The following is a 26625-nucleotide window of genomic DNA, read 5'->3' as shown; positions in this document are numbered from 1 at the left end:
CGGAGCCGCCGCCCCCTTGTGCGGGGTGGCGGCCCGTCCACTCCGCGAGAGAGCGCTCTCAGAGCATCGGCCGACCGGTTACCCTGCTCCTGTACACACGGTTTCGCCGCGCCGCCGAGGAGCACCCTTGTCCCCCATGCCCGATCCGGCCCCCGGCTCCCGCCCCACCCTGGAGGCCGTCGCGGCCCGCGCCGGGGTGTCCCGGGCGACCGTCTCGCGTGTGGTGAACGGCGGGGCGGGTGTCCGTCAGCCCCTGGTGGACAAGGTGCGCCGGGCGGTCGAGGAGCTCGGCTACATCCCGAACCACGCGGCACGGACCCTGGTCACCCGGCGCAACGGCGCCGTCGCGGTGATCATCGCCGAGCCGGAGTTCCGGGTCTTCTCCGACCCGTTCTTCGAGCAGCAGGTGCGTGGCATCAGCCGCGAGCTGACCGCGCACGACTCCCAGCTGGTGCTGCTCTGGGTGGAGGGGCCCGGTGACTACGACCGGATCTCCCGTTACCTGGGCGGCGGCCATGTCGACGGCGCGCTCGCCTTCTCGGTGCACAACGACGACGAACTGCCCTCGGTCATCCGGCGGGTGCAGGTGCCGGCGGTGTTCGGCGGGCGGCCGGGCTGGCCGGGCGCGGCCGCCGAGCCGGCGTTCCCGTACGTCGACTGCGACAACCGGGGCGGCGCCAGGGAAGCCGTGCGGCACCTGCTGTCGCTGGGGCGTGAGCGCATCGCGCACATCGCCGGTCCGCGCGACCAGACCTCCGCGATCGACCGGATCGACGGCTACCGGGACGTCCTGCTGGACGCGGACGCCGGGCTGATCGCGCAGGGCGACTTCACCGTGGAGAGCGGGGCGCGGGCGATGGCGGAGCTGCTGGAGCGCCGGCCGGACCTGGACGCCGTGTTCGCCGCCAACGACCTGATGGCCTCGGGAGCGCTGCGCGTGCTGCGCGAGCGCGGGCTGCGGGTGCCCGAGGACGTGGCGCTGGTGGGCTTCGACGACATGGCCTCGGTCGTGGCGGCGACCGAGCCGGCGCTGACGACGGTACGCCAGGACATCGAGGGCATGGGCCGCCTGATGGTGCGGCTGCTGATGCGCGTGCTGAACCAGGCCGAGCCCGGGGCGGGCGCCCCGGGCTCGGTGATCACGCCGACCGAACTGGTGCGGCGGGCATCGGCTTAGCCGTACGGGAACTCAGCCGTACGGGAGTCGGGCACAGCCGTACGGGAACTCAGCCGTACGGCAGTCGGCTCAGCCGTACGGGATGACCAGGACTGACCGATCCGTGCCGGTCTGGAGCCTCGCCGTGCCGTTGCCGATGGCGTGCCACACCTCCAGGCGCACGGTGCCGCCGCGAAGGTCGCCCAGCGTGCCGGTCGCCGCCTTCAGGCCACGCGCCTGGCCGTACTCCTCCCACCCGGCCACCGGGTCGGTGGCGAAGTAGTGGTACGTCTCCGTCCGCTCGAACGTGCCGTCACCCGTGAGGTCGTAGCTGATCCGCGCCTGCTGGCCGAGGCCGACCGTGGTGCCCGCGTCCACCTGGAGGCGGAAGGCGGTGGCGCCGCCCGGCTTCAGCGTGCCGGTCACGCCCTTCGCCTCGTACACCAGCGGCTGGTGGGGGGTGCCGTCGTGGTTGGCGCCGCCCGCCGAGGCGATGGTGTCGGCCCCCGCCGTCGCGCCGGTGGCGGTGGTGAGGGTGCCGCCGGTGCGGAGCTGGAAGGTGTCGCCGGTGGAGGGAGCCGGGCCCGGATCGCTGCCACCCGAGCCGGTGCCCGTGGCGGTGGACCGGGCCGGGACGGTGAGCTTGGCGCCGTCGGAGAAGGTGACGGTGCGGGCGGTGCCGCCGTGGTTGTGCGCCGCGTACGTCCGTACCGTGCCCTTGGTGAAGACGGCCGAGGCCGGGATGTCGCCGGTCACGGTCGCGTCCGGCGCGCCGAGGGTGTCCAGCGTGGCGATCCAGTGATAGGTGTGCGCCTTCGACTCGCCCGCTTCCGGGGTGTACGAGGCGTGGCCCGCGTCCCACTTCGCCTTGGCGGCCGCCGGGTCGGCGAGCGACTGGAACTCCCAGAGGATGTCGCGCCATTCGACGGCGGGGCCGCCGTTCTCCCGCTCCATCTCGGCGATGTTGCGGCGGATGGCCGCCTTCTCGCCGCCCAGGTGCAGCGAACCGCCGGTCACGGGCAGGACGTTGATGCCGTGGATCTCCTCGGGGTTGGCCGTCCACCAGGTCGCGTAGGCGGCGCCGCTCCCCCACACCATGCCGGCCGTGTCGTGCCCGAAGGAGGCCGGGAAGACCTGCTGGTCGGCGTCGAACCAGTACTGGGCGATCGCCTCCGACTCGGTGGTCAGCAGGTAGACACCCAGGTCCCGCAGGGCCGTGTCGCCGGTGGCCGAGCCCCACAGGATCAGGCCCGCGCTGAGGTTGGTCGACTCCGAGGACGACTCCTGGTTGTTGCCGGCCGCGAAGCCCTGGTGACCGGAGGCCCAGCTGTGGCCGGCGTACACGTCGAAGCCCCGCAGGAAGGGGAAGGCGGTGTCCGTGCGGCTGGGGTTGGCCGCGTCACGTACGAGGGTCTTGACCATGCCGCCCCAGGCGGAGTCGGCGGCCCACGCCGGGTCGTACTGGGCGACGATCGCGGCCGCGTAGACGTAGTACGAGTAGTGGAAGTGGTGGTCGTTCAGCTCGGTGTCGCTGCCGTACGAGGCGGGGTAGCCGGTGAGGGTCTTCCAGCTCTTGTCGTACGAGAACTCATTGGCGCCGCCCGCCGTGAACCAGTCCTGGAGGCGGCCCTTGAGCAGGCCGAGCAGCTTGTCGCGGGTGGCGCTCTCGCCGGTCTGGTCGGCGAGCGGCACCAGCTGGGCGAGGCGGCCGAGTGCCTTGCCGGTCCAGTAGGTGTCGGTGGCGCCGGAGAAGGGGTCGGCGGCGTTCGCGGCCTCGTTGAGGTAGCCGCGCAGCCGGGCCGGGTCGACACCGGACGACTTCGGCAGCCCCGGCAGTACGGCGGCGGCCCGCTGGCTGGTCGTGAAGGTGCGGCTCTCGCGGACCTTCATGGTGCCGCGCGGTGAGACGTACGTGTACGGGGTGAGCGGGTCCGTGGTGTTGAGCCACTGGTGGCGGTAGAGCGCCTGGAGGGTGCCGGCTTCGGTGCCCTCCTGCGGCTGGGTGGTGACGCTGTACGTGGCCCGCACGGTGCCGCCGCTGTAACTCCAGGCGACCTTGGAGCCGGTCACGAAGCTGAAGGCGTACTTCCGGTACGTGGCCAGCGCGTCGGTCGAGGGCAGGACCGCGAGCGAGAAGTAGTCCTTCGCGCCCAGGGCCGCCGTCAGGGTGGAGCCCGAGACGGTCCAGTCAGTGCCCGTGGGGGCGAAGAGGGCGTAGTGGTGGCCCGCGACGGTGATGCCGAGGACGTTGCCCTGGTCGGCGAAGACGGTGGGGGCGGTGGCGGTGGTGACCCGCGCGCTGCCGCCGGTGCCCTTGGCGTATACGAACGGCGAGCCGTGGCCGATGGTCGTACGGAGGGTGCGGGCGCCGTCCGACCAGTAGGGGGTGACGGTCCAGTCGGACCAGGCGTCGGCCTTGGTGTCGGGCGAGTTGAGGCCGGTCAGCCCGAGGGTGAGGTCGCGCTTGTGGGCGTACTCGTACTGGCGGCCGTCGCCGACGATCGCGGGGGCGGTCGGGTAGCCGATGTCGAGGCCGGCGGCGGTGGCCTGGTAGGTGAGGGGATGGCCGTACATGGGGGTGGACCAGGGATTGTCCCCGTAGCGCTGGAAGGCCAGCGAGGACCACCAGTCGTTGGTGGGGACGGGCTGGCCCTGGGCGGCCGGGGTGAGCTTGGGGCTGACGGGGGTGCCGGTGTTGGTGGTGGGACCGGAGGTTCCGGCGGGCCGGGAGTCGGAGTAGCTGCCCGCTCCCACGGGGACGGTGGCCGCCGCGGCGGGGGTGGCGGCGGTCGCGGTGAGGCCGGCGGCGGCCAGGGCGGTGGCGAGGAGCAGTACGGCTGGTCGGGTGCGGGGGGTTGGCATGGACGGCACCTCGAAGTGGTGGCGGGAGAGCGATTCGAGAGCGCTCTCAGATGCCCAGGAACGTAAAACTCCTGAAACGTGACTGTCAATACAGAGGAGGCGCGCAAGAGTTGGCGATGCGGCATAGCTGTTATGTGTTCGAGTCTTGACGGGAAGCGGGTGCGCGGGGCACGCTCCAGACGCACCACTTGAGAGCGCTCTCACCCGGCGACGCGCTCTCGCTCCCCCGCCGAAGCCAAGGGAGGCTTCCCATGCCCATCGCCCGAGCCGCCACCGCCAGGAGGGCCGCCGTCCGACTCGGTGCGGTCGCGCTCTCCGGGGTATTGCTCGCCGCCTGCGGATCCGGCGACTCGGACGGGACGTCCGGCAGCGAGGACGGCAAGACCACGATCACGGTCGACCTGTTCGGTTCGTTCGGCTACAAGGAGGCCGGGCTCTACGCCGAGTACGAGAAGCTCCACCCGGACGTCACCATCAAGCAGACCGACACCGAGGACGAGCAGGACTACTGGAAGTCCCTGCAGACCCGGCTGGCCGGTGGCGGCGGACTCGCCGACGTACAGGCCGTCGAAGTGGGCCGGATCGCGTCCGTCACACAGCAGCAGGCGGACAAGTTCGAGGACTTGAGGAAGTACGGGGCGGACACCCTGAAGGGCCAGTTCGCCGAGGCCAAGTGGTCGGCGGCGACCACCGAGGACGGCGGGGTGCTCGGGCTCGGCACGGACGTCGGGCCGGAGGCGATGTGCTACCGCGCGGACCTGTTGAAGCAGGCGGGGCTGCCGACCGACCGGGCCGAGCTGGCGAAGAAGTGGGCCACGTGGGAGGGCTACCTGGCGCTCGGCAAGCAGTACAAGGCGAAGGCCCCGGCCAAGAGCGCCTGGCTGGACAGCGTGGGCAGCCTGTTCACGATCATGATCGGCCAGGAGGAGGAGCGGTACTACGACGCCTCGGGCAAGCTGATCTACGAGGACAACCCGGCCGTCAAGGCCGCGTGGGACACCGCGACCGAGGCCGCGGCCGCCGGGCTCAGCGCCAAGCTGGACCAGTGGTCCCCGCATTGGAACCAGGCGTTCGCGGCCGGGTCCTTCGCGACGATCCCGTGCCCCGCGTGGATGCTCGGCTACATCAAGGGCCAGGCCGGTGAGGCCGGCAAGGGCAAGTGGGACATCGCCAAGCTGCCGGGCGGCGCGGGGAACTGGGGCGGCTCGTACCTGAGCGTGCCGCGCGCGGCCAAGCACAAGAAGGAGGCGTACGAGCTGATCCAGTGGCTCACGGCTCCGGAGCAGCAGGCCAAGCTGTTCCGCGCGCAGGGCAACTTCCCGTCCTCCACGGGCGCCATCGCGAAGATCGCGGACGCCAAGGACCCGTACTTCTCCAACGCCCCGATCGGCCGGATCTTCGGCGACGCGGCCAAGGCGGCCCCGGTGCAGGTGCTCGGCATCCACGACAAGAGCGTCGCCGACCAGATCACCAACGCGCTGAGCGAGGTGGAACGGAAGGGGACGTCCCCGGCCGAGGCGTGGTCGAACGCGAAGAAGGGCGTGGCCAACGTGACGGGCTGACCCCGGCTCCGGCGGCCGGGGTGGGAGTGGGCGTCCGCGACCGAGGGCGCTCAAGCCCGGAGGCGCCCCGCCCGGGGGCCCGCCGGGAGGCGCCCATGACCGGGCGAGCCCGCTGGGGTCGCCGCTCGGGTGGCGGCGCCGCGCCGCAGGGCCCGCGCCCCCAAGTCCGGAGATTCCACGCCCTAAGGCGACCAAGCCCGGGCCGCCCCACCCGGGGCGGCCCGGCCGGCGGCCCCCATGCCGACGGTGCCCGTCCGTGGACGGGCACCGTCGGGGGCGCCGCTCCGGCGGAGAGTGACGCCGGCTCAGCTCCGCCCGCTCAGTCGCTTCGCGCCCGGCACACCACCCACCGCGCCTCTCCCCCGGGGCGGGGCCCCACCGCAACACCCGGCCGGCCTCCGCCCACCGGGCCGGGCCGGAACAACCCGCACCCGTACCCACACCCGAAGGGCCGAACCGTGACCCTCACCGCCCCGGCAGGGAAAGCCGTGGCCGCCGCCCGGCCGTCGTCGGCGCGCCGCGCGTGGCGCACCGTCTCGCCGTACGCGTACCTCGCCCCGTTCTTCACCCTCTTCGCCGCCTTCGGCCTCTTCCCGCTGCTCTACACGGCCTTCGTCTCGCTCTACCGGGTCGAGCTCCAGACCCCCGGTGACATGGAGTGGCGCGGTCTGGGCAACTACGCCGCGGTCTTCACCGACGACTACTTCTGGCTCTCGCTGCGCAACACCTTCACCATCGGTGTCATCTCCACCGTTCCGCAGCTGGTGATGGCGCTCGGCCTGGCCCACCTCCTCAACTACAGGCTGCGCGGGCGCACGTTCTTCCGTACGGCGATGCTGCTCCCGTACGCCACCTCCGTCGCCGCCGCGACGCTGGTGTTCGCGCAGCTCTTCGGCCGGGACTTCGGGCTCATCAACTACGTCCTGGGGCTGGTCGGGTTCGGCCCGGTCGACTGGCAGACCGGCACCGTCGCTTCCCAGATCGCCGTCTCGACCATCGTCATCTGGCGCTGGACCGGCTACAACGCGCTGATCTACCTGGCGGGCATGCAGTCCATCCCCAGTGAGCTGTACGAGGCCGCCGAGATGGACGGGGCGTCGCGCTGGCGGCAGTTCATCCACGTGACGCTGCCCGGCCTGCGTCCGACGATCGTCTTCACCACGGTCGTGTCCACGATCGGCGCGACGCAGCTCTTCGGTGAGCCGCTGCTCTTCGAGGGGTCCATCTCGGGCGGCATCTCGCACCAGTACCAGACGCTCGGTCTCTATATGTACGAGCAGGGCTGGGGCTTCTTCCACCTGGGCCGGGCCGCCGCCATCGCCTGGGTGATGTTCCTGCTGATCCTGGTGCTGGTCGGGGTCAACGCCCTGATCGCGCGCCGCCGTTCCCGCAAGGAGGCCAGCCGATGACCGCCGCGCTCGCCGCCCCGCCGTCCGGTTCCGGCACCGTCGAGGACGACCCCGTACCCGTACGGAGGAAGAGGTCGCGCGCCGGTCGCACCATGCACGGCGGCCGGCTCGCGTACGCGCTGCTGATCCTGGCCGTGCTGGTGTCGGCGTTCCCGTTCTACTGGACGATCGTCGCGGCCAGTCGCTCCAACGCCGACCTCGCGAAGGTGCCGCCGTCCCTCCTGCCCGGCCCGAACCTGATGCGGAACGTCGAGGCGGTGATGGAGGAGGCCGACATCGGCAAGGCCCTCCTCAACTCGCTGATCGTCTCGGGGTCCATCACCGTCGGTACGGTGCTGTGCTGCACGCTCGCCGGGTTCGCCTTCGCCAAGCTGCGTTTCCGTGGCCGGGGCGCGCTGCTCGCGGTCACGGTGGGGACGATGATGATCCCGCCGCAGCTCGGCGTCATCCCGCTGTTCATGCTGATCGCGAAGCTGGAGTGGGTCAACCAGCTCCAGTCGGTGATCCTGCCCGGCCTGGTCTCGGCCTTCGGGGTCTTCTTCATGCGGCAGTTCCTGGTGCAGGCCCTGCCGGACGAGCTGATCGAGGCGGCGCGGGTGGACGGTGCCTCCTCGGCGCGGATCTTCTGGTCGGTCGTCGTCCCGATCGCCCGGCCGGGCATGGCGGTGCTGGGTCTGCTGACCTTCATGGCCGCGTGGAACGACTTCTTCTGGCCGATCGTCGCGCTGTCCTCGCAGAACCCGACCGTGCAGGTCGCGCTGCGCCAGCTCGGCGGCGGTTACGTCCACGACCAGTCGGTGATCATGGCGGGCACGCTGCTCGGCACGCTGCCCGTGCTGCTGGTCTTCGGCCTGCTGGGCCGGCAGATCGTCGGCGGCATCATGCAGGGCGCCGTCAAGGGCTGACGCGCACGCCTCATCCACCTCCGTTGGCCCCACTGTTGGGCCCCTCTGTTGGGAGTACGTTTCCTCATGACCGCTGTCGACGCACGCCTCCACCCGACGACGGAGCTGACCTTCCCGGCGGGCTTCCGCTGGGGCACGGCCACGGCCGCGTACCAGATCGAGGGCGCGGCCGGCGAGGACGGCCGGACGCCGTCGATCTGGGACACCTTCAGCCGTACGCCGGGCAAGGTCCGCAACGGCGACACCGGTGACATCGCCGCCGACCACTACCACCGGCTGCGCGAGGACGTGGCCCTGATGAGGGACCTGGGGGTGACGGACTACCGGTTCTCCGTCTCGTGGCCGAGGGTCCAGCCGACCGGGCGCGGCCCGGGCGAACAGAAGGGCCTGGACTTCTACCGGCGGCTCACCGACGAGTTGCGGGAGGCGGGCATCCGGCCGGTCGCGACCCTCTACCACTGGGACCTGCCCCAGGAACTGGAGGACGCGGGCGGCTGGCCGCACCGGGACACGGCGGAACGGTTCGCCGAGTACGCGGCGCTCGTGGCCGGCGCCCTGGGTGACCGGGTCGCCATGTGGACCACGCTCAACGAGCCCTGGTGCGCCGCGTTCCTCGGGTACGCCTCCGGGGTGCACGCCCCGGGCCGTACCGACCCGGTCGCCGCGCTGCGCGCCGCGCACCACCTGAACCTGGCGCACGGGCGCGCCGTGCGGGTGCTGCGGGCGGCGCTCCCGGCGTCCGCGGAGATCTCCCTGACGCTCAACCTGCACGCGGTTCGCGCGTTGTCGGACTCGGAGGCGGACCGCGACGCGGCCCGCCGTATCGACGCGCTGGGCAACCGGGTGTTTTTGGACCCGGTCTTCCACGGCCGGCTGCCCGCCGACCTGGTGGAGGACACGGCCGCGCTCACGGACTGGTCGTTCGTGCGGGACGGCGACCTGGAGGTGGCGGCCACGCCCATCGACTCGCTGGGCATCAACTACTACTCCCCCACCGTTGTCGCGGCCGGTACGTCCGCGTCCCCCTCGCCCTGGCCGGGCGCGGACCGGCACGTCCGCTTCGTCCCGGCGCCCGGTCCCCGCACCGCGATGGACTGGCCGGTGGACGCACAGGGCCTGTACGAGCTGCTGACCCGGCTGCGCGACGAGCTGCCCGAGGTGCCGCTGGTCATCACCGAGAACGGCGCGGCGTACGACGACTACGCCGACCCGTCGGGCGACGTGCACGATCCGGAGCGGGTCGCGTATCTGCACGCCCACCTGGCGGCGGTGCACCGGGCGCTGGCGGACGGCGTGGACGTGCGCGGCTACTTCCTGTGGTCGCTGCTCGACAACTTCGAGTGGGCGTACGGCTACGGCAAGCGGTTCGGGATCGTGCACGTGGACTTCGCGTCGCAGCGCCGTACGCCCAAAGACAGCGCGCGCTGGTACGCGGACGTCATCGCGCGCGGCGGGCTGCCCCAGTGAGCCGGTGGTGCCTGCGCGCCTCCCGGGCGAGCGGGAGGTAGCGCAGGCGCTCGGGGAGTACGGGCACGACGGCCCGTACGACCCTTCCGAAGCGGCGCAGCCTCCGCTCCTGCTCGTCCGTCCACTCCAGGCCGATCGCCTCGCGCGCGTCGGGCGGCATCAGGCCGATGGTGAGGAAGCGGCGGAAGCGGGCGAGCGGCGGGAGCAGCACGGGCCACAGGAGCCTGAGGAGGAGCCGCAGCGGCAGGGGTCCCCGGTCGGGCGGGGGGACGGGGCTGTCGGTGGCGATGAGTTCCCGTACGACGGCGGTGGCCTCGATCTCGTCGGCGAGGACCTTGCGGTAGTACGGCCAGAATTCCTCGATCGTCTGCGGCATGTCCCGGTCGTGGATGCCGAGGACGCGGCCGACCTGGAGCCACTCGGCGTACAGCTCGCGCTCCTGGGCCTCGGTCATCGGCCGGACGAGGTAGCGGTAGGCGTGGTGGAAGACGGGGAAGCCGGTGGCGTGGACCCAGGCGTAGGTGGCCGGGGCGAGGGCGTGGTAGCGGCGGCCTCGGGTGTCGGTGCCCTGGATGGTGCGGTGGAACGCGCGGAGCCTGCGGCCTTCCTCGGCGGCGGTCTCGCCCCCGTACACCCACAGCTGGAGCGAGCGCAGAGACCGCTCTCCGCGGCCCCAGGGGTCGGTACGGAAGACGGAGTGCGCGTCGACACCGGCGCCGACGGCGGGGTGGGCCACCTGGAGCGCGAGCGCTGCGGGCAGCATGAGCAGGCCCCGGATGTCGCCCGCGAGGCTCCACAGCACCCCGCCGGGCGGGGGCGGCGCGGGATCGTGCGCGGGTGACGTGCTCATGGTTCCAGTATGCGAGCGGGAAAGCCGGCGTGGAGGTCCGGGTCCGCACGACTGATGTGCCGTGGGATGGACCAGCCCCCGGCTCGCCGGTCCGGGCTTTCGCATCATCCGGCTTTCACATCAATGGTGAGACAGCAATACTGTTGCACCGACGCACCGCACCACCGGAAGTGAGGCCCCGCCATGGCGACCGAAACCGAGGCGCAGGAGCAGACGCGGCAGCCGGCGCAGGAGCAGACGCAGGAGCAGACGCGGCAGCCGGCGCAGGAGCGCGAGCAGCCGGCGCTCACCGTGGACGAGCTGGCCGCCCGGGCGGGCGTCACCGTGCGGACCGTCCGCTTCTACAGCACTCGTGGCCTGCTGCCGCCCCCGGTGATCGGTCCGCGCCGGGTCGGGCGTTACGGGCCCGAGCACCTGTCCCGGCTGGCGCTCATCGAGGAGCTCCAGCACCAGGGCATGACCCTGGCCGCCATCGAACGGTACCTGGAGCAGCTCCCGCCCGACCTCAGCGCCCACGATCTGGCCATCCACCGGGCGCTCGTGGCGACCTGGGCCCCCGACTCGGCGCAGGAGGTGTCCCGGGCGGAGCTGGAGCGGCGTGCCGGCCGGGCGCTCGCGGACGAGGACCTGGACCGGCTCGCCGCGATGGAGGTGCTGGCCCGCACGGAGGCCGAGGACACCTTCCGGGTGGACCCGGGCCTGCTGCGGCTGGGCGTGCAGCTGCTGGACGTGCCCATCGCGCACGAGACGATCCTGGCCGCGCGCACGGTCCTGCTGGAGCACACCCGCTCGGCCGCGCAGGAGCTGACGCGGCTGTTCCGGGACGAGGTGTGGAGCCCGTACCGCGAGCGCGAGTCGGACCCGGAGCACGTCGCGGCGATGAAGTCGCTGTCCGCCCATATGCAGCCGCTGGTGCTCCAGGCGCTCGTCACCGCCTTCCAGCGCTCCCTGAAGCAGGAACTGCGCGCCGCGTTCCGCGCGGAGTGAGCCGGGTGGCACGATGCGGCCATGGCCCTGCTGCTCGAACACGACGGTCGCACGCCCACGGTCGACCCCACCGCCTATGTCGCGCCCAATGCCACGCTCAGCGGCGATGTGCGGGTGGGGCCCGACTGCCGGGTCCTGTTCGGTGCCGTCCTGACCGCCGAAGGCGGGCCCGTCGAGCTCGGTGAGGGCTGCATCGTGATGGAGAACGCGGTGCTGCGCGGCACGCGCCAGGACCCGCTGCGGCTGGGGCGGCATGTGCTCGTCGGCCCGGGGGCGTACCTCGTCGGGTGCGCGGTGGCCGAGGAGGTGTTCCTCGCGACGGGCTGCCGGGTGTTCAACGGGGCGCGCGTCGGCGCCCGTTCGGAGGTCCGTGTCAACGCCGTCGTCCACCTCAGGACGGTTCTGCCCGAGGACACCACCGTGCCGATCGGCTGGGTCGCCGTCGGTGACCCCGGCCAGCTGTTCCCGCCCGAGGACCATGGCGAGATCTGGGCGGTGCAGCGCGAACTGGACTTCCCCGGGTACGTGTTCGGCCTGGCGCGGCCGGCGCGGGGCGAGTCGCTCATGCCGGAGATCTCCCGCCGCTACGGGCGGGCGCTGGGGCGGCACCGGGACGACCGTCCGGTGGACCCGGACGGCCGACCCGGCGGGGACGTCAGTCGCTGAACGTCTCGCCCCGCTCCGCCTTCGCCACCAGCAGCGCGGGGGGCTGGAACCGCTCCCCGTACCGCTCCGTGAGCTCGCGCGCCCGCGCCACGAAGCCGGGCAGGCCGCCCTCGTAGCCATTGATGTACTGGAGCACACCGCCGGTCCACGCGGGGAAGCCGATGCCCATGATGGAGCCGATGTTGGCGTCGGCGACCGACGTCAGCACGCCCTCCTCCAGGCAGCGGACCGTGTCCAGCGCCTCCGAGAAGAGCATCCGCTCCTTCATGTCCTCGAACGGGACGGCCGTGTCCGCGCGGGTGAAGTGCTCACGCAGCCCCGGCCACAGGCGCGTACGCCTGCCGTCCTCGTCGTAGTCGTAGAAGCCGCCTCCCCCGCTGCGGCCGGTGCGGCCGAACTCGTCGACCATCCTGTCGACCACCGCGTCCGACGGGTGCCCGGTCCAGGCGCCGCCCGCCTCCTCGATGGCTCGCCGCGTCTCGTCGCGGATCTTGCGCGGGAGGGTCAGCGTCAGCTCGTCCATCAGGGCCAGCACCTTCGCCGGGTAGCCCGCCTGCGCCGCGGCCTGCTCGATGGAGGCGGGCTCCACGCCCTCGCCGACCATCGCCACGCCCTCGTTGATGAACTGGCCGATGACGCGCGAGGTGAAGAAGCCACGCGAGTCGTTGACGACGATGGGGGTCTTGTTGATCTGCCGCACGAGGTCGAAGGCGCGCGCCAGCGCCTCGTCTCCCGTGCGCTCGCCCTTGATGATCTCCACCAGCGGCATCTTGTCGACCGGTGAGAAGAAGTGCAGGCCGATGAAGTCGGCCGGGCGCTCGACACCCTCGGCGAGCACCGTGATCGGCAGCGTGGAGGTGTTGGAGCACAGCAGCGCGTCCGGCTCGACGATGTCCTGGATCTCCTGGAACACCTTGTGCTTGAGCGCGGTGTCCTCGAAGACCGCCTCGATGACGGCGTCGCAGCCGGCCAGGTCGGCCGGGTCGGCGGACGGGGTGATGCGGGCGAGCAGTTCGTCGCGCTTCGCCTCGGTCGTACGGCCCCGGGACAGCGCCTTGTCGAGGAGCTTGACCGAGTACCCCTTGCCCTTCTCGGCCGCTTCGGGCGACACGTCCTTGAGGACGACGTCGATGCCGGCCTTGGCGCAGGAGTAGGCGATCCCGGCGCCCATCATGCCGGCGCCGAGGACGGCGACCTTGCGGACGGTGCGCGGCTCGATGCCCTGGGGGCGGCCGGCGCCGGAATTGACCGCCTGGAGGTCGAAGAAGAACGCCTGGATCATGTTCTTGGCGGTCTGTCCGGTCACCAGCTCGGTGAAGTACCGGGTCTCGATCGTCATCGCGGTCTCGAAGTCGACCTGTGAGCCCTCGACGGCGGCCGCGAGGATGTCGCGCGGCGCGGGGTAGGGAGCGCCGTTCAGCTGCTTCTTGAGGCTGGCGGGGAAGGCGGGGAGGTTGGCGGCGAACTTCGGGTGGGACGGCGTACCGCCGGGGATCTTGTAGCCGGGCACGTCCCAGGGCTGCCGCGACTCGGGGTGCGCGTCGATGAACGCGCGCGCCTTGGCGAGCATCTCCTCCCGCGTGGCGGCGACCTCGTGGACCAAGCCGTTCTCCAGGGCCCGCCGCGGCGGGTACTGGGTGCCTTGCAGCAGCACCTTCAGCAGCGCGTCGGCGATGCCCATCAGCCGTACGGTACGGGCGACGCCGCCGCCCGCGGGGAGGAGGCCGAGGGTGACCTCCGGCAGGCCGATCTTGGAGCCGGGCGCGTCGAGGGCGATGCGGTGGTGGCAGGCGAGCGCGATCTCGTAACCACCGCCCAGTGCCGCGCCGTTGATGGCGGCGACGACGGGCTTGCCGAGGGTTTCGATGCGGCGCAGGGAGCTCTTGATGTCCGTGGCGGTGTCGAAGACCCGCTGGGCGTCCTCGGGACCGACCTTCCTCATGTCCTTGAGGTCGCCGCCCGCGAAGAAGGTCTTCTTGGCGGAGGTGTAGACGATCCCGCGAATGGAGTCCTTCTCGGCCTCCGCGCGGTCGGCGATTGCCGCGATCGAGGCCCTGAAGGCCTGGTTCATGGTGTTGGCGGACTGGTCGGGGTCGTCGAGGACGAGGGTGACGACGCCGGTCTCGTCCTGTTCCCAGCGGATGGTGGAACTCGTCGGGGTCACTGACATTGCTGCTCTCCGTAGGGGGTTCGGACGGGACGGTCAGACGCGCTCGACGACGGTGGCGATGCCCATGCCGCCGCCCACGCAGAGGGTGGCGAGGCCGTACCGCTTGTCCTGGCGCTCCAGTTCGTCCACGAGGGTGCCCAGGATCATCGCGCCGGTCGCGCCGAGCGGGTGGCCCATGGCGATGGCGCCGCCGTTGACGTTGACCTTGTCCAGCGACAGGCCCATGTCCTTGACGAAGCGCAGCACGACCGCCGCGAACGCCTCGTTGATCTCGACCAGGTCGATGTCGTCGATGGTGAGCCCGGCCTTGGCGAGGGCCTTGTGGGTCGCGGGCGCGGGGCCGGTGAGCATGATGGTCGGCTCGGAGCCGGAGACGGCCGCCGAGACGATACGGGCGCGGGGGGTGAGCCCGTACCGCTCGCCGACCTCCTTCGTGCCGATGGCGACGAGCGCGGCGCCGTCCACGATGCCGGAGGAGTTGCCGGCGTGGTGGACGTGGTCGATCTTCTCGATCCAGTGGTACTTCTGCAGCGCCACGGCGTCGAAGCCGCCCATCTCGCCGATGTCCGCGAAGGACGGCTTGAGGGAGGCGAGCGTGTCGGCGGTGGTGCCGGGCCGCATGTGCTCGTCGTGGTCGAGGACGACGAGGCCGCTGCGGCGGTCCTTGACGGGCACGACCGACCGTTCGAAGCGGCCGTCCTTCCAGGCCGTGGCGGCCCGTTCCTGGGACATCGCGGCGTACTCGTCCACATCACGCCGTGAGTAGCCCTCGATCGTGGCGATGAGGTCGGCGCCGATGCCCTGCGGGACGAAGTTGGTGTCCCAGTTGGTCATCGGGTCGTTGAACCAGGCGCCGCCGTCCGAGGCCATCGGGACGCGCGACATGGACTCGACGCCACCCGCCAGGACAAGGTCCTCCCAGCCCGAGCGGACCTTCATCGCCGCCAGGTTGACGGCTTCGAGGCCGGAGGCACAGAAGCGGTTCTCCTGGACGCCGGCGACCGTGTCGGGCAGTCCGGCGGCGATGGCCGCGATGCGGGCGATGTCGGAGCCCTGGTCACCGACCGGGCCGACGACGCCGAGCACGATGTCGTCGACGGCGGCCGGGTCCAGCCCCGGGAAGCGGCCGCGCAGCTCGTGGATGAGGCCGATCACCAGGTCGATCGGCTTGGTGCCGTGCAGGGCGCCACTGGCCTTTCCGCGCCCGCGCGGGGTGCGGATCGCGTCGTACACATACGCTTCGGTGCTCACGGGTCAGGCCTTTCGGGAGGGTTGGTCGAGCAGGGAACGGCCGATGATTTCCTTCATGATTTCGGTCGTACCGCCGTATATGGTCTGGATCCGGCCGTCGGTGAAGGCCCTGGCCACCGGATATTCGGCCATGTAGCCGTAGCCGCCGTGCAGTTGCAGGCAGCGGTCGGCGACCCGCTTCTGGAGCTCGGTGGCCCACCACTTCGCCATCGAGGCGTGGACCGCGTCCAGTTCCCCGTCGGCGTGGTCGGTGATGCAGCGGTCCAGGAACGCGCGCGTGACGGCGCACTCGGTGGCCATCTCCGCGATCTCGAAGCGGATGTGCTGGAGCCTGGCGAGCGGCCGCCCGAACGCCTCGCGCTCCTTGACGTACACCGTGGTGATCTCCAGCAGGTGCTCGGCGGCGGCGATGGCGGCGACCGCGATGGCCATGCGCTCCTGCGCGAGGTTGGTCATCAGGTGGATGAAGGCACCGTTCGGCTCACCGAGCAGGTTCTCCTTGGGGACGCGTACGTCGTGGAAGAACAGCTCGGCGGTGTCCTGGGACTTCTGGCCGATCTTGTCGAGGTTGCGGCCCCGTTCGAAGCCCCGCATACCGCGCTCGACCACCAGGAGGGACAGGCCGTGGGCGCCGCCCTCGGGGGTGGTCTTCGCGACGACGATGACCAGGTCGGCGAGGATGCCGTTGGAGATGAAGGTCTTGGACCCGTTGAGGAGCCAGTGGTCGCCCCTGTCCTCGGCGGTGGTGCGGATACCCTGGAGGTCGGAGCCGGCGCCCGGCTCCGTCATGGCGATGGCGGTGATGGTCTCGCCGGTGCAGAAGCCGGGCAGCCAGCGCCGCTTCTGCTCGTCCGTCGCCAGCCCGGTCAGGTAGGGGCCGATGATGTCGTTGTGCAGGCCGAGCGCGAAGCCCGGGGTGCCGGCCCGGGTGAATTCCTCGGCGAGGACGGCGCTGTAGCGGAAGTCGGGGTCGCCGCCGCCTCCGTACTCCTCGGGGACGGCGATGCCGAGCAGCCCCTGCCGGCCGGCCGCGCGCCAGGCGTCGCGCGAGACGATGCCGTCCTTCTCCCACTGCTCGTAGTGCGGGAGGACCTCCTTGGCGAGGAAGGTGCGGACGGTCTCGCGGAACGCCTCGTGCTCGGCGCTGTAGATGCGGCGCTTCACCCGGTCCCCCTGGTGTCGTCGGTACGGATGCTCGGTACGTCCCAGTCGCGGGCGACCTCGTCGGTGTGGGCTCCCGGCCGGGCGGGCGGCCGGGTCACGGCGCCGGGCGTGGCGGAGAAGCGGGGCGCGGGGGCGGGCTGGGTGATCCCGCCGTGGTCGGTGAAGGTGCCGCGGGCCGCGAGGTGCGGGTGGCCGGGTGCCTCCCGCAGCGACAGGACGGGCGCCACGCACGCGTCGGAGCCCTCGAAGACGGCCGTCCATTCGGCCCGGGTCCTGGTCCTGAAGCGTGCGGCGACGGCGGCGCGCAGTTCGCCCCAGCGGTCGAAGTCCTTGCGGGCCGGGGCGTGGTCCGCGATGCCCAGAAGCTCGGTGAACTCGTCGTAGAACCGCTGTTCCAGCGCGCCCACCGCCATGTACTGGCCATCGGCCGTCTCGTAGGTGCCGTAGAAGGGGCAGCCGCCGTCCAGGAGGTTGGCGCCGCGCCGGTCCTGCCAGCCGCCGGCGGCCATCATGCCGTGGATCATCGTGGCCAGGTGTGCCGCTCCGTCCGTGATGGCGGCGTCCACGATCTGGCCGCTGCCGCCCTCCCCGCGCGCGTGGTGGAGCGCCGCGAGAACGCCGGCGACGAGATAGAGCGAGCCGCCCGCGTAGTCGCCGAGGAGGTTGGCGGGCACGGTCGGTGGCTCCTCCGCTTTGCCGATCATGGAGAGGGTGCCGGTGATGGCGATGTACGCGATGTCGTGCCCGGCGCGCTGTGCGAGTGGCCCCTGCTGTCCCCAGCCGGTCATCCGCCCGTAGACCAGCTTCGGGTTGCGGCCGAGACACGGCTCCGGTCCCACCCCGAGCCGTTCGGCGACGCCCGGCCGGTATCCCTCGATGAGGATGTCGGCGCGCCCGGCCAGGTCCAGGACCCGTGCGGCGCCCCCGTCCGCCTTGAGGTCGATGAGCACGGAGCGTTTGTTGCGGTTGGTGAGGTCATGCGCCGGGTCGATCGCGAGCCCCGCGCCGCCGGGCCGGTCCACCCGTACGACATCGGCGCCCAGATCGGCCAGGAGCATGGCGGCGAACGGGCCGGGGCCGATGCCCGCCAGCTCGACCACCCGCACCCCGGCGAGCGGGCCGTTGCCTGTCGCTGCCATCGAACCCCCAACATGATGTGACACAACTGCTGTAACAGCACTGATGCTAAGAACGCGTTCCACTCCGCACAAGGCCTGTGGACAAGCGAGCGCGTGGAAGCCGACCCGGAAGATCCGTCCTCACCTCGCACGCTAGCCTCTGCCTCCGACAACAGCGCGCTACGCAGTGCACGCACGGGCACGCACGGGACTCATGGGACGGCGGAGGGCTGGATGGACAGACGGGACGGCACAGACCGGGCATACGACATGGTGCTCTTCGGGGCGACCGGCTTCGTCGGGGAGCTGACCGCCCGGTACCTCGCCGCGCACGCCCCCGCCACCTGCCGCTGGGCACTGGCCGGGCGCAGCCTGGACAAGCTGGAGCGGCTGCGCGAGCGGCTGGCCGCCGTCGAGCCGCGCTGCGCCGGGCTGCCGCTGCTGCCCGCCGACGCCGCCGACCCGGAGGCGATGCGGGAACTCGCCGAGTCGGCCCGGGTCGTGGCGACCACCGTGGGGCCGTACACCTGGTACGGCGAGCCGCTGGTGGCCGCCTGCGCCGAGGCCGGGACGGACTATCTGGACCTGTGCGGCGAGCCCGAGTTCGCGGACCTGATGTACGTACGCCATGACGCGCGGGCCCGCGAGACGGGGGCGCGGATCGTGCACGCGTGTGGCTTCGACTCGGTCCCGCACGACCTGGGCGTGTACTTCACGGTGCGGCAGCTGCCCAGGGACGTGCCGCTGCGCATCGACGGGTTCGTGCGCTCGAACGCCTTCTTCTCCGGCGGTACGTTCGCCTCGGCCCTTACCGCGATGGGGCGCGGGCGGCAGATGGTGCGGGCGGCCCAGGAGCGGCGGCTGCATGAGCCCCGGCTCGTGGGGCGGCGGGCGCGGGCGCCGCTCGGGGCGCCGCGCTTCAGCCGGGAGACGGGGGCGTGGGCCCTGCCGCTGCCCACGCTGGACGCGCGGATCGTGCGGCGCTCGGCGGCGGCCCTGCCCCAGTACGGCCCGGACTTCCGCTACCGCCAGTACGCGGCCGTCCGCACCCTGCCGATGGCGCTCGGCGGCGCGGCGGCCGCCGGCGCGGGTGTCGCACTGGCTCAGGTGCCCGCGGTGCGGCGGTGGCTGATGGAGCGTTACGAGCCGGGGCGCGGGCCCGACGCCGAGCGCCGCGCGCGCAGCTGGTTCTCGGTGCGGTTCGTCGGCGAGGGCGGCGGGCGGCGGGTGTTCACGGAGGTGTCGGGCGGTGACCCGGGCTATGACGAGACGGCGAAGATCCTCGCCGAGTCGGCCCTGTGCGTGGCCTTCGACCCGCTGCCGAAGACGGCCGGGCAGGTCACCACGGCCGTCGCGATGGGCGACGCGCTCCTGGAACGGCTGACGCGGGCGGGGATCCGGTTCCGGATCGCCGACTCGCGCTGACGCGCCGCTCGGGCGGTCGTACGTCAGCCGGTCAGCGGGCGTACCGGTCAGTGGCGTAGCGCTCACTGCCGTACCGGTCACTGGCGTACGAGGCAGAAAGGGTGCCCGGCCGGGTCGGCGTAGACGTGCCAGCCGCGGGCCGGGTCGCCGTCGTCGAGCGGCTCGGCCCCGAGCGCGAGGACCTGCTCCCGCGCCCGCGCCAGGTCGGGCACGCCGACGTCCAGGTGGAACTGCTGGGGCCGTGCGGGGTCGGGCCACGCCGGCGGCCGGTACGGGTCGGCCCGCTGGAAGCACAGCACGTGGCCGTCGCCCAGGTGGAGGGTCGCCCACGCGGAGTCGACGCTCCAGCGGGGGTCGGGGCGGTTCACCTCCCCGCCCAGCAGGCCCTGGTAGAAGCGGGCCAGTTCCAGGACGTCAGGGCAGTCCAGAACCGTGCACTGGAGCCGGCCGATCATGCCATCGCCTCCTTCAGCGCGCGCCGGCACAGGGCGTCGGCGTGCCGGGTGGTCTCCGGAACGCGGTAGCGGGGCGTCAGGTGCAGCGTGTGGGCGCAGGCGTTGTCCAGGGTGACGCGGTGGCCCGTCGAGACGAAGACCGGCTTGACGGCCGTCCGGGTACGCAGCGCGCGGCCGACCTCCTCGCCGTCCGCGAGCAGCGGGCTGGACGCGCCGCGCTCCTCGGCCGGCTCCTCAAAGGTGAACGTGAAGGGGTTCTTGGCGACGCCGATGACCGGCAGGCCGGTGAGGACGCCGAGGTGGCTGGCGAGCCCGAAGCGGCGCGGGTGGGCCTGGCCGTAGCCGTCGCAGACCACCAGTCCGGGCGCCTCGCCCAGTGCGCCGAGCGCGGCCAGCACGGCCGGTATCTCGCGGAAGGCGAGGAGTCCGGGGACGTACGGGAAGGAGACCCGGCCGACCGCGGTGGCCTCCTCGACGACCGTGAGCGTACGGGCGTCGAGGACGACGGCCGCGGCGGCGACGAGGTCGCGGGCGTCGTCGTAGGCCACGTCCACGCCGGTGACCAGGCCCGTGCCGGGCGCGGGACCCGGCTCGTCCAGGACGACGCGGCCGCGCAGCTCGTCCTGGACGGCCAGCGCCTCGGCCTCGTTCGCCGGCCAGCCGGCGGGCGTTTCGATGATCGTCATAGTGACGCTCAGCCTAGATCGCCACAGTGACAGCCGGACCGCGGGCGCCGGTGTACCGCCGGGTGCGGATCAGTACCAGGGGGTCCACGCCAGGTCGTGGCCGTTGCAGGACAGGATCGCGCGGGACAGGCGGCCGTTGAGGTTGTTGGCGATCTTCGTGTAGGCGTAGTTGATGCCCGGGTCGACGCTCTCGGAGACCCAGCCACCACCGTCGGCGCGCTGGGCGACCGCGACGCAGCCCTGCGGCGCGTTCTCGATCCGGGCGAAGGAGCCGCACCGGGACGAGTAGAAGTACTTGAGCGTGATGCCCGAGGCGGAGGCCGCGTGCTTCTGCGCGAAGGTGCCCGAGCAGCCGGAAATCGTCGGGTAGGAGCCCTCATACGCGTAGGCACCGTAGTTTCCGCCACTGTAGGAGGCGGCCTGGGCCGTGAAGGGCGTGAGGACGACGGCGAGGGCGGCGCCCGCGGCGGCCAGCGTGGTCTTCAGGAGTCGGCGCTGCATGGTCTCCCTTTTCGGACGGTGATGAGGGGTCAAGGCGCGCCCACAGTAAGACCGGACGGCACCATCGCGCACCAGGAATCATGGACTCCGCAAGCGCGCATCCGTGCCACAGTCCCCTCGTGCCGCGACCGACGCGCTGACGTCAGGTCAGGGCTCCAGCCGGGCCACCCGGCCCTTCTCGCCCGAGGCCCAGCAGCCGGAGCCGGACGCGCAGTCGACCGTGTCGTACGAGCCGGTGTCGACCGTCCGCCAGGTGCGCCCGCCGTCCGCCGTCAGGTCCGTTCCGCCCGGGCCGACCGCGAGCGCGGCGGACCGGCTGTGCGGCAGCCAGGCCACGCCCGAGCGGTAGGCGGGCGGCGGGGTCCGCGCCTGCCGCCAGGTGCGCCCGCCGTCCCGGCTGACGGCCGCCGCCCGTGGTGACGGCCGGCCCGTCCGGTAGTCGCCGCCCACGGCGAGGCCGTGCGCGCGGTCGCGGAACGCGAGGGCGAAGACGCCCCGCGCGGGGTCCCCGGCCGGGACCGTGGAATCGGCCGCCGTCCAGTTCAGGCCCCGGTCCGAGGAGTGCAGCACGCGCGCGGTGGCGCCGCCCCCCGTGGCCAGCCAGACGTCCCTGGGCCCCGAGCTGACCAGGCACTGGCCACTGGCCGCGAAGCCGGCCTCGCCGGGCAGTGCGGCAGGCATCCCGGCGGTCGGCAGCACCTTCCAGCTCTCGCCGCCGTCCGCGGTGGACAGGATCCGGAACCTGCCGTCGACCGGATCGCTCATGGCGAGCCCGTGGCGGCGGTCGAAGAAGGTCACGCAGTCGTAGAAGGCCCGGGGGTCGGTGTTGCGGAACGACTCGGTCCAGGTCGCGCCGCCGTCATCGGTACGGAGGATCCTGGACGCTTCGCCCTCGCCGATCGCCAGCACCACCGCGCGGCGCCGGTCGAACGCCTCGATGTCGCGGAACTCCAGCTCGCCGGCGCCGGGAGGGGATACGTTCCGCCAGCCGCGGCCCCCGTCCGACGTCAACAGCACGGTGCCCTGGGAGCCGGCCACCCAGGCGGTGGAGCGGCTGACGGCCGCCAGGCCCCGCAGCCGTACCTCCGTCCCGGTCGGCTTCACCGCCCAGACGGCTCCCGCCGTGGCCGTGGTGGCCGTGGCCGCCTGAGCGGGGGCGGCATGAGCGGGGGCGGCCGGCGCGGTCGCCAGCGCCGCCCCGCAGAGCCCCGCCGACAGCGCTCGTCTCGTCTTCCCCATGGACGCCATGGCGCGGGAACCTAGCCCACCCCGCCACCGGCGTCCAGGGCGCCCGAGTGACACAGCTCACGCTTCCGGCCAATGCACGCCTCGGCGGAATTCGTCGTCCTTCCGGGTGTAAGAGCGCCGCAGCCGCGTGTGAGGGAGCAAGGCCTTGTCCACCGTCATCGAGCAGGCCGTGCAGGCCCGCCTGGTCGCGTCAGCGCCCCACATGGAGACCGTGCCCGCGACATTGCGCTACGACCGCGACGACCCCTTCGCCGTACAGATCACCTTCCCGGCCCCCGCGACCTTGGAGGGCGTCGAGGTTGCCTGGGCGTTCTCGCGGGAGCTGCTCGCCACGGGCGTCGACGAGCCGGCCGGGGTCGGCGACGTGCGCGTACGGCCCTTCGGCCATGACCGGACGGTCATGGAGTTCCACGCCCCCGAGGGCGTCGCCATGGTCCACGTCCGGACCTCGGACGTGCGCCGTTTCCTCACCCGCGCCGAGGCCCTGGTACCGGCCGGGTGCGAGCACCAGTTCCTGGACCTGGACCGGGACCTGACGGACCTGCTGCGGGACGCCTGCTGACCGGCGACCGCACCGGACTGAGCAGGGCGTCAGCCGGCACCCGCTTCTCGCGCCCGCTCCCGCACCCGTTCCCGCACCCGCACCCGCACCCGCACCCGCCCATAATTCCGTTGCCCGTCCGAGCGGTCCGCCCGTAGCGTCGTTCCCGGCTCTTGTCGTCGTCGAACGGAGTAGGACGTTGCTCGTCTGAGGTCTCGAGACACCGTGTCGCACAGCCGCGTTCCGCAGCGCTGTGCGCGCAGTTGTGTGCGACCTCGGCCCGCGAGCCGTCCCGGTGTCTCACCCGTTGCCCCCTTTTCTTTCTCACGCAACCGGGAGACCCGTATGTCTGCCTTTCCCCCGTACATCACCTGCACCGACCTCTCCTTCTCCTGGCCGGACGGCACCGACGTACTCGATGGTTTCCACCTCACGATCGGACCCGGCAGGACCGGCCTCATCGGCCTCAACGGCTCCGGCAAGTCGACCCTGCTCAAGCTGATCGCGGGTGCGCTGACCCCGACGGAGGGCACCGTCCGCACGGCGGGCGAGGTCGGCTACCTGCCGCAGAACGCCACGCTCGACACCGCTCTCCGCGTCGACCAGGCCCTCGGTATCGCCGCCGCGCGCAGTGCGCTGCGCGCCCTGGAGGCGGGTGACGCGAGCGAGGAGCACTTCACCGCCATCGGGGACGACTGGGACGTGGAGGAGCGCGCCCGCGCCACGCTCGATCAGCTCGGGCTCGGCCACATCGGCCTGGACCGCACCATCGGCGAGGTGTCGGGCGGCGAGTGCGTGCTGCTGCGCCTCGCGGCCCTCCTGCTGGCCGAGCCCGATGTGCTGCTGCTCGACGAGCCGACCAACAACCTCGACCTGTACGCGCGCCGCCGCCTGTACGCGGCCGTCGAGGCCTGGTCCGGCGTGCTCGTCGTGGTGAGTCACGACCGCCAACTGCTGGAGCTGGTCGACCGGATCGCCGATCTGCGCGACGGGGAGGTGACGTGGTACGGCGGCGCCTACTCGGCGTACGAGGAGGCCCTCGCGGCCGAACAGGAGGCGGCCGAACGCATGGTGCGGGTCGCCGAGGCCGACGTACAGCGCCAGAAGCGCGAACTGGCGGACGCACACGTCAAACTGGCGCGGCGCAAGCGCTACGGGCAGAAGATGTTTGACGACAAACGGGAGCCGAAGATCGTGATGGGCGCGCGGAAGCGGGCGGCCCAGGAGTCGGCCGGCAAACACCGCGTCCTGCACGCCCAGAAGCTCGCCGAGGCCAAGGAGCGGCTCGACGAGGCGGTCGAGGCGGTACGGGACGACGACGAGGTCCGTATCGAGCTGCCGTACACCGCGGTCCCGCCGGGCCGGGACGTGCTCCTGCTGCGCGACCTTGAGCTGCGCCACGGGGCGCGGGCCGGCGGCGAGCTGGAGCTGCGCGGCCCGGAGCGTGTCGCGCTCGTCGGGCGGAACGGCGCGGGCAAGACGACGCTGCTGCGCACCATCGCCGGTGAGCTGGAGCCGGTGGCGGGCGAGGCGGTGGCGCACGTCCCGCTGCGCTTCCTGCCGCAGCGGCTCGACGTCCTCGACGACCGCCTGAGCGTGGTGGAGAACGTCGCCCGGCTCGCGCCCGAGGCGACGAACAATCAGATCCGCGCCCGGCTGGCGCGCTTCCTGTTCCGGGGCGCGCGGGCGGACCAGCCGGCCGGGACGCTCTCGGGCGGGGAGCGCTTCCGGGCGACACTCGCCGCCCTGCTCCTCGCCGAGCCGGCCCCCCAGCTGCTGATGCTGGACGAGCCGACGAACAACCTGGACATGGCGAGCGTACGGAAGCTGACGGCGGCACTGGAGGCGTACGAGGGCGCGCTGATCGTGGCGAGCCACGATGTGCCGTTCCTGGAGTCGATCGGCATCACGAGGTGGCTGCGGCTGGACGGCGAACTGCGCCCGACGACGGCGCAGGAGGTGACGGCGGCGGACGTCTAGAGGACGCCTGGGCGGGCGCCTGGACGGGAGGCTGGGCGGGGGGGCTGGGGAGCGGCTGGGCGGGCGCCCTGGGGCTCGTACCCCGCGTAGCTCGTGGCGTACGGGGTAGGGGACGGCGAGCGTCCGTTCCCTTTGGAGGCTGGAGGCTTCCGTGCCCAGAACAGCCCTGGTCCGCCGCCCGAGCCCGCGCCTCGCGGAGGGCCTGGTCACGCATGTCGAGCGCACGCCCGTCGACCCCGGGCGGGCGCTGGAGCAGTGGGAGGGGTACGTCGGGGCGCTGCGCGAGCACGACTGGGAGACCGTGGAGGTCGATCCGGCCGACGACTGCCCGGACGGGGTCTTCGTCGAGGACACGGTGGTGATGTTCCGGAACGTGGCGCTGATCGCCCGTTCCGGCGCCCCCTCGCGCCGCCCGGAGACGGCGGCGGTCGAGGAGAGCGTGGCGCGGCTCGGCTGCTCGGTGAACCGGATCCGGGAGCCGGGCACCCTCGACGGCGGCGATGTCCTCAAGATCGGCGACACCGTGTACGTGGGGCGGGGCGGCCGGACCAACGCGGCGGGCGTGCGGCAGTTGCGGGCCGCCTTCGAGCCGCTGGGCGCGCGGGTGGTCGCCGTGCCGGTCAGCAGGGTGCTGCACCTGAAGTCGGCGGTGACGGCGCTTCCGGACGGCACGGTGATCGGCTGCGAGCCGCTGGTCGACCGGCCGTCGCTGTTCCCGCGGTTCCTGCCGGTCCCCGAGGAGCAGGGGGCGCATGTGGTGCTGCTGGGCGGCGGGAAGCTGCTGATGGCGGCGAGCGCGCCGAGGTCGGCGGAGCTGTTCACGGACCTCGGGTACTCGCCCGTCCCGGTCAACATCGGCGAGTTCGAAAAGCTCGAAGGCTGCGTGACCTGCCTCTCTGTTCGCCTCCGTGACCTCCACGCATAACGGAACGTAACCGTCCATCCCCGGACCCGGGCTTGGCTAAGGCTTACGGGACCCTTAACCTACGGTCTCGTAACCTACGAAGCCGTAAGTAATTCTCCCGTCCCCAGGAGCACACGCATGACCCTCACCTCTCCCCACCTCGGCAGTTCGGACGCGTGGACCGACGCCCGGCTGCTGTACGCACTGGAAGAGGTGGTCGAGAAGGAGCTCAACCGCCATCTGAAGGTCGTCAAGGACTGGATGCCCCACGAGTACGTCCCGTGGTCGGACGGCCGCAATTTCCCCGGCTTCTTCGAGGACGGCGAGGCCTGGGATCCCCAGCAGTCCAAGGTCACCGACATCGGCAGGATCGCGCTGGTCGTCAACCTGCTGACCGAGGACAACCTGCCGAGCTACCACCATGAGATCGCCACCCTGTTCGGGCGCGACGGCGCCTGGGGCACCTGGGTCCACCGCTGGACCGCCGAGGAGGGCCGGCACGGCATCGTGATGCGTGACTACCTGCTCGCCTCGCGCGCGGTGGACCCGGACAAGCTGGAGCAGTTCCGGATGGCGCACATGAGCGAGGGCTTCGAGTCGGACAACCGGCACTCGATGCTGCACTCGGTCGCGTACGTCGCCTTCCAGGAGCTCGCGACGCGCATCTCCCACCGCAACACCGGCCACCAGTCGGGTGACCCGGTCTGCGACCGGATGCTGGCGCGCATCGCCACCGACGAGAACCTCCACATGGTCTTCTACCGGAACCTGCTGGGCGCGGCCTTCGAGCTCGCCCCCGACCTCACCATGCAGGCGGTGCGGGACGTGGTCGTCAACTTCCGGATGCCCGGACACGGCATGCCCGGCTTCGAGCGGGCGGCGGCGCAGATGGCGATCGGCGAGATCTACAACCTGCGCATCCACCACGACGACGTACTGCAGCCCGTGCTGCGCTTCCTGAAGGTCCTGGAGATCGACGGGCTGGGCCCGGAGGGCCTGAAGGCGCAGGAGGAGCTGGGCCTGTACATGGACGGGCTGGACTCGGAGGCGAGCAAGTTCGACGAGAAGCTCGCGGCGCGCAAGGCCCGACTGCTGGCGCGCGAGGCCCGCTGACCCCAGCCGGGAACCCGCCCGGCCGCCGTAACACCACGCGGCCGGCCGGTGGTCCTTGAGCAACACCGTGGTGGCCGGCGCGCCCGCCTCACCCCGCACGCCCGGGTCGTGAGCGCGGGCCGCGCCGCCCAGAGCGGGGGCGGCGTTTCCGCGGCCGCGCGTACCGGCTCCGTGACTCGATGGCCCTCGCACCGGAGCCGCGTAC

Annotated in this window: 22 protein-coding genes; 12 read left to right on the top strand and 10 right to left on the bottom strand. The window is 72.2% G+C overall.

The window, feature by feature from the left end; translation table 11 throughout:
• Positions 1–136 precede the first annotated feature (136 nt).
• Positions 137–1177 carry a LacI family DNA-binding transcriptional regulator gene (locus QWM81_RS24535; protein WP_290114506.1) on the top strand — a complete coding sequence of 347 codons (1041 nt, stop codon included), beginning with the start codon at positions 137–139 and terminating at the stop codon, positions 1175–1177.
• 69 nt (positions 1178–1246) lie between these two features.
• Here QWM81_RS24535 and QWM81_RS24530 read toward each other — a convergent pair whose 3' ends face one another.
• Positions 1247–4018: a glycosyl hydrolase gene (locus QWM81_RS24530; RefSeq protein ID WP_290114505.1), complete on the bottom strand. Its 2772-nt coding sequence runs from the start codon at positions 4016–4018 to the stop codon at positions 1247–1249.
• 251 nt (positions 4019–4269) lie between these two features.
• Between QWM81_RS24530 and QWM81_RS24525 the strand changes: the two genes are divergently transcribed.
• From QWM81_RS24525 to QWM81_RS24510, 4 genes are all read left to right on the top strand, one after another.
• On the top strand, positions 4270–5580 hold the full coding sequence (locus QWM81_RS24525) for an ABC transporter substrate-binding protein (protein ID WP_290114504.1): 1311 nt from the start codon (positions 4270–4272) through the stop codon (positions 5578–5580).
• 458 nt (positions 5581–6038) lie between these two features.
• A complete protein-coding gene (locus QWM81_RS24520) occupies positions 6039–6989 on the top strand; it encodes a carbohydrate ABC transporter permease (protein ID WP_435372444.1) in 951 nt (316 codons plus the stop codon).
• Positions 6986–7894 carry a carbohydrate ABC transporter permease gene (locus tag QWM81_RS24515; protein ID WP_435372443.1) on the top strand — a complete coding sequence of 303 codons (909 nt, stop codon included), beginning with the start codon at positions 6986–6988 and terminating at the stop codon, positions 7892–7894. Before QWM81_RS24520 ends, QWM81_RS24515 begins: the two co-directional genes overlap by 4 nt.
• A 66-nt stretch (positions 7895–7960) precedes the next feature.
• The gene (locus QWM81_RS24510; RefSeq protein ID WP_290114503.1) at positions 7961–9361 is read left to right on the top strand and encodes a GH1 family beta-glucosidase; all 1401 of its coding nucleotides are present in this window, start codon (positions 7961–7963) and stop codon (positions 9359–9361) included.
• Here QWM81_RS24510 and QWM81_RS24505 read toward each other — a convergent pair.
• Complete coding sequence (locus QWM81_RS24505; RefSeq protein ID WP_290114502.1) at positions 9333–10211, bottom strand: oxygenase MpaB family protein; 879 nt, start codon at positions 10209–10211, stop codon at positions 9333–9335. The genes QWM81_RS24510 and QWM81_RS24505 overlap by 29 nt on opposite strands.
• Positions 10212–10394: 183 nt before the next feature.
• On the opposite strand from QWM81_RS24505, the gene QWM81_RS24500 reads away from it, so the two are divergent.
• Together QWM81_RS24500 and QWM81_RS24495 are read left to right on the top strand one after the other, a co-directional pair.
• Positions 10395–11198: a MerR family transcriptional regulator gene (locus tag QWM81_RS24500; protein WP_290114501.1), complete on the top strand. Its 804-nt coding sequence runs from the start codon at positions 10395–10397 to the stop codon at positions 11196–11198.
• Positions 11199–11219: 21 nt separating this feature from the next.
• Positions 11220–11864: a gamma carbonic anhydrase family protein gene (locus QWM81_RS24495; protein ID WP_290114500.1), complete on the top strand. Its 645-nt coding sequence runs from the start codon at positions 11220–11222 to the stop codon at positions 11862–11864.
• On the opposite strand, the gene QWM81_RS24490 is transcribed toward QWM81_RS24495, so the two are convergent.
• The 4 genes from QWM81_RS24490 to QWM81_RS24475 are packed head-to-tail and all read right to left on the bottom strand — an operon-like array spanning position 11854 to position 17588.
• The gene (locus QWM81_RS24490; RefSeq protein ID WP_290114499.1) at positions 11854–14034 is read right to left on the bottom strand and encodes a 3-hydroxyacyl-CoA dehydrogenase NAD-binding domain-containing protein; all 2181 of its coding nucleotides are present in this window, start codon (positions 14032–14034) and stop codon (positions 11854–11856) included. The genes QWM81_RS24495 and QWM81_RS24490 overlap by 11 nt on opposite strands.
• A 33-nt stretch (positions 14035–14067) precedes the next feature.
• Positions 14068–15285 carry an acetyl-CoA C-acetyltransferase gene (locus QWM81_RS24485; RefSeq protein WP_290114498.1) on the bottom strand — a complete coding sequence of 406 codons (1218 nt, stop codon included), beginning with the start codon at positions 15283–15285 and terminating at the stop codon, positions 14068–14070.
• 3 nt (positions 15286–15288) lie between these two features.
• Complete coding sequence (locus QWM81_RS24480) at positions 15289–16449, bottom strand: acyl-CoA dehydrogenase family protein (RefSeq protein ID WP_290114497.1); 1161 nt, start codon at positions 16447–16449, stop codon at positions 15289–15291.
• Positions 16446–17588, bottom strand: a complete 1143-nt coding sequence (locus tag QWM81_RS24475) for a CaiB/BaiF CoA transferase family protein (RefSeq protein WP_290114496.1) — start codon at positions 17586–17588, stop codon at positions 16446–16448. Before QWM81_RS24475 ends, QWM81_RS24480 begins: the two co-directional genes overlap by 4 nt.
• A gap of 213 nt (positions 17589–17801) precedes the next feature.
• On the opposite strand from QWM81_RS24475, the gene QWM81_RS24470 reads away from it, so the two are divergent.
• Entirely contained in the window at positions 17802–18992 is a 1191-nt protein-coding gene (locus QWM81_RS24470; protein ID WP_290114495.1) for a saccharopine dehydrogenase family protein, read from the top strand.
• 77 nt (positions 18993–19069) lie between these two features.
• Here QWM81_RS24470 and QWM81_RS24465 read toward each other — a convergent pair whose 3' ends face one another.
• The 4 genes from QWM81_RS24465 to QWM81_RS24450 all read right to left on the bottom strand — a co-directional run bounded on the left by QWM81_RS24465 (position 19070) and on the right by QWM81_RS24450 (position 21873).
• Positions 19070–19447, bottom strand: a complete 378-nt coding sequence (locus QWM81_RS24465) for a VOC family protein (protein ID WP_290114494.1) — start codon at positions 19445–19447, stop codon at positions 19070–19072.
• Positions 19444–20133, bottom strand: a complete 690-nt coding sequence (locus QWM81_RS24460; RefSeq protein ID WP_290114493.1) for an endonuclease V — start codon at positions 20131–20133, stop codon at positions 19444–19446. Before QWM81_RS24460 ends, QWM81_RS24465 begins: the two co-directional genes overlap by 4 nt.
• A 69-nt stretch (positions 20134–20202) precedes the next feature.
• On the bottom strand, positions 20203–20634 hold the full coding sequence (locus QWM81_RS24455; protein WP_290114492.1) for a hypothetical protein: 432 nt from the start codon (positions 20632–20634) through the stop codon (positions 20203–20205).
• 147 nt (positions 20635–20781) lie between these two features.
• A complete protein-coding gene (locus QWM81_RS24450; protein WP_435372446.1) occupies positions 20782–21873 on the bottom strand; it encodes a WD40/YVTN/BNR-like repeat-containing protein in 1092 nt (363 codons plus the stop codon).
• Between the two features lie 154 nt (positions 21874–22027).
• On the opposite strand from QWM81_RS24450, the gene ssgD reads away from it, so the two are divergent.
• The 4 genes from ssgD to QWM81_RS24430 all read left to right on the top strand — a co-directional run bounded on the left by ssgD (position 22028) and on the right by QWM81_RS24430 (position 26420).
• Positions 22028–22444 carry a spore wall synthesis regulator SsgD gene (gene ssgD, locus QWM81_RS24445; RefSeq protein WP_290114490.1) on the top strand — a complete coding sequence of 139 codons (417 nt, stop codon included), beginning with the start codon at positions 22028–22030 and terminating at the stop codon, positions 22442–22444.
• A 324-nt stretch (positions 22445–22768) separates the two neighbouring features.
• Positions 22769–24403, top strand: coding sequence for an ABC-F family ATP-binding cassette domain-containing protein (locus QWM81_RS24440; protein WP_290114489.1), 1635 nt, complete (start codon positions 22769–22771; stop codon positions 24401–24403).
• Between the two features lie 151 nt (positions 24404–24554).
• Positions 24555–25328 carry a dimethylargininase gene (ddaH, locus tag QWM81_RS24435; RefSeq protein ID WP_290114488.1) on the top strand — a complete coding sequence of 258 codons (774 nt, stop codon included), beginning with the start codon at positions 24555–24557 and terminating at the stop codon, positions 25326–25328.
• Positions 25329–25445: 117 nt separating this feature from the next.
• Positions 25446–26420 (top strand): acyl-ACP desaturase, encoded by a 975-nt coding sequence (locus QWM81_RS24430; RefSeq protein WP_290114487.1) that lies wholly within the window; start codon positions 25446–25448, stop codon positions 26418–26420.
• Positions 26421–26625 lie beyond the last annotated feature (205 nt).

Origin of the sequence: Streptomyces ficellus (assembly GCF_030406405.1) — a bacterium.
In the GTDB taxonomy this organism is placed as follows: Bacteria; Actinomycetota; Actinomycetes; order Streptomycetales; family Streptomycetaceae; genus Streptomyces; species Streptomyces ficellus_B.
The sequence above is the reverse complement of the archived record's forward strand: the minus strand, read 5'-3'. Positions and strand labels throughout refer to the sequence as shown.

What these genes read in the sequence shown, in the direction of transcription:
- QWM81_RS24535 (WP_290114506.1), top strand. Translation starts at nt 137, where the DNA reads ATGCCCGATCCGGCCCCCGGCTCCCGCCCCACCCTGGAGGCCGTCGCG.
- QWM81_RS24440 (WP_290114489.1), top strand. Translation starts at nt 22,769, where the DNA reads ATGTCTGCCTTTCCCCCGTACATCACCTGCACCGACCTCTCCTTCTCC.
- QWM81_RS24450 (WP_435372446.1), bottom strand. Translation starts at nt 21,873, where the DNA reads ATGGGGAAGACGAGACGAGCGCTGTCGGCGGGGCTCTGCGGGGCGGCG.
- QWM81_RS24430 (WP_290114487.1), top strand. Translation starts at nt 25,446, where the DNA reads ATGACCCTCACCTCTCCCCACCTCGGCAGTTCGGACGCGTGGACCGAC.
- QWM81_RS24525 (WP_290114504.1), top strand. Translation starts at nt 4,270, where the DNA reads ATGCCCATCGCCCGAGCCGCCACCGCCAGGAGGGCCGCCGTCCGACTC.
- QWM81_RS24470 (WP_290114495.1), top strand. Translation starts at nt 17,802, where the DNA reads ATGGACAGACGGGACGGCACAGACCGGGCATACGACATGGTGCTCTTC.
- QWM81_RS24455 (WP_290114492.1), bottom strand. Translation starts at nt 20,634, where the DNA reads ATGCAGCGCCGACTCCTGAAGACCACGCTGGCCGCCGCGGGCGCCGCC.
- QWM81_RS24500 (WP_290114501.1), top strand. Translation starts at nt 10,395, where the DNA reads ATGGCGACCGAAACCGAGGCGCAGGAGCAGACGCGGCAGCCGGCGCAG.
- QWM81_RS24530 (WP_290114505.1), bottom strand. Translation starts at nt 4,018, where the DNA reads ATGCCAACCCCCCGCACCCGACCAGCCGTACTGCTCCTCGCCACCGCC.
- QWM81_RS24510 (WP_290114503.1), top strand. Translation starts at nt 7,961, where the DNA reads ATGACCGCTGTCGACGCACGCCTCCACCCGACGACGGAGCTGACCTTC.
- QWM81_RS24475 (WP_290114496.1), bottom strand. Translation starts at nt 17,588, where the DNA reads ATGGCAGCGACAGGCAACGGCCCGCTCGCCGGGGTGCGGGTGGTCGAG.
- QWM81_RS24460 (WP_290114493.1), bottom strand. Translation starts at nt 20,133, where the DNA reads ATGACGATCATCGAAACGCCCGCCGGCTGGCCGGCGAACGAGGCCGAG.
- QWM81_RS24490 (WP_290114499.1), bottom strand. Translation starts at nt 14,034, where the DNA reads ATGTCAGTGACCCCGACGAGTTCCACCATCCGCTGGGAACAGGACGAG.
- QWM81_RS24505 (WP_290114502.1), bottom strand. Translation starts at nt 10,211, where the DNA reads ATGAGCACGTCACCCGCGCACGATCCCGCGCCGCCCCCGCCCGGCGGG.
- QWM81_RS24465 (WP_290114494.1), bottom strand. Translation starts at nt 19,447, where the DNA reads ATGATCGGCCGGCTCCAGTGCACGGTTCTGGACTGCCCTGACGTCCTG.
- QWM81_RS24495 (WP_290114500.1), top strand. Translation starts at nt 11,220, where the DNA reads ATGGCCCTGCTGCTCGAACACGACGGTCGCACGCCCACGGTCGACCCC.
- QWM81_RS24515 (WP_435372443.1), top strand. Translation starts at nt 6,986, where the DNA reads ATGACCGCCGCGCTCGCCGCCCCGCCGTCCGGTTCCGGCACCGTCGAG.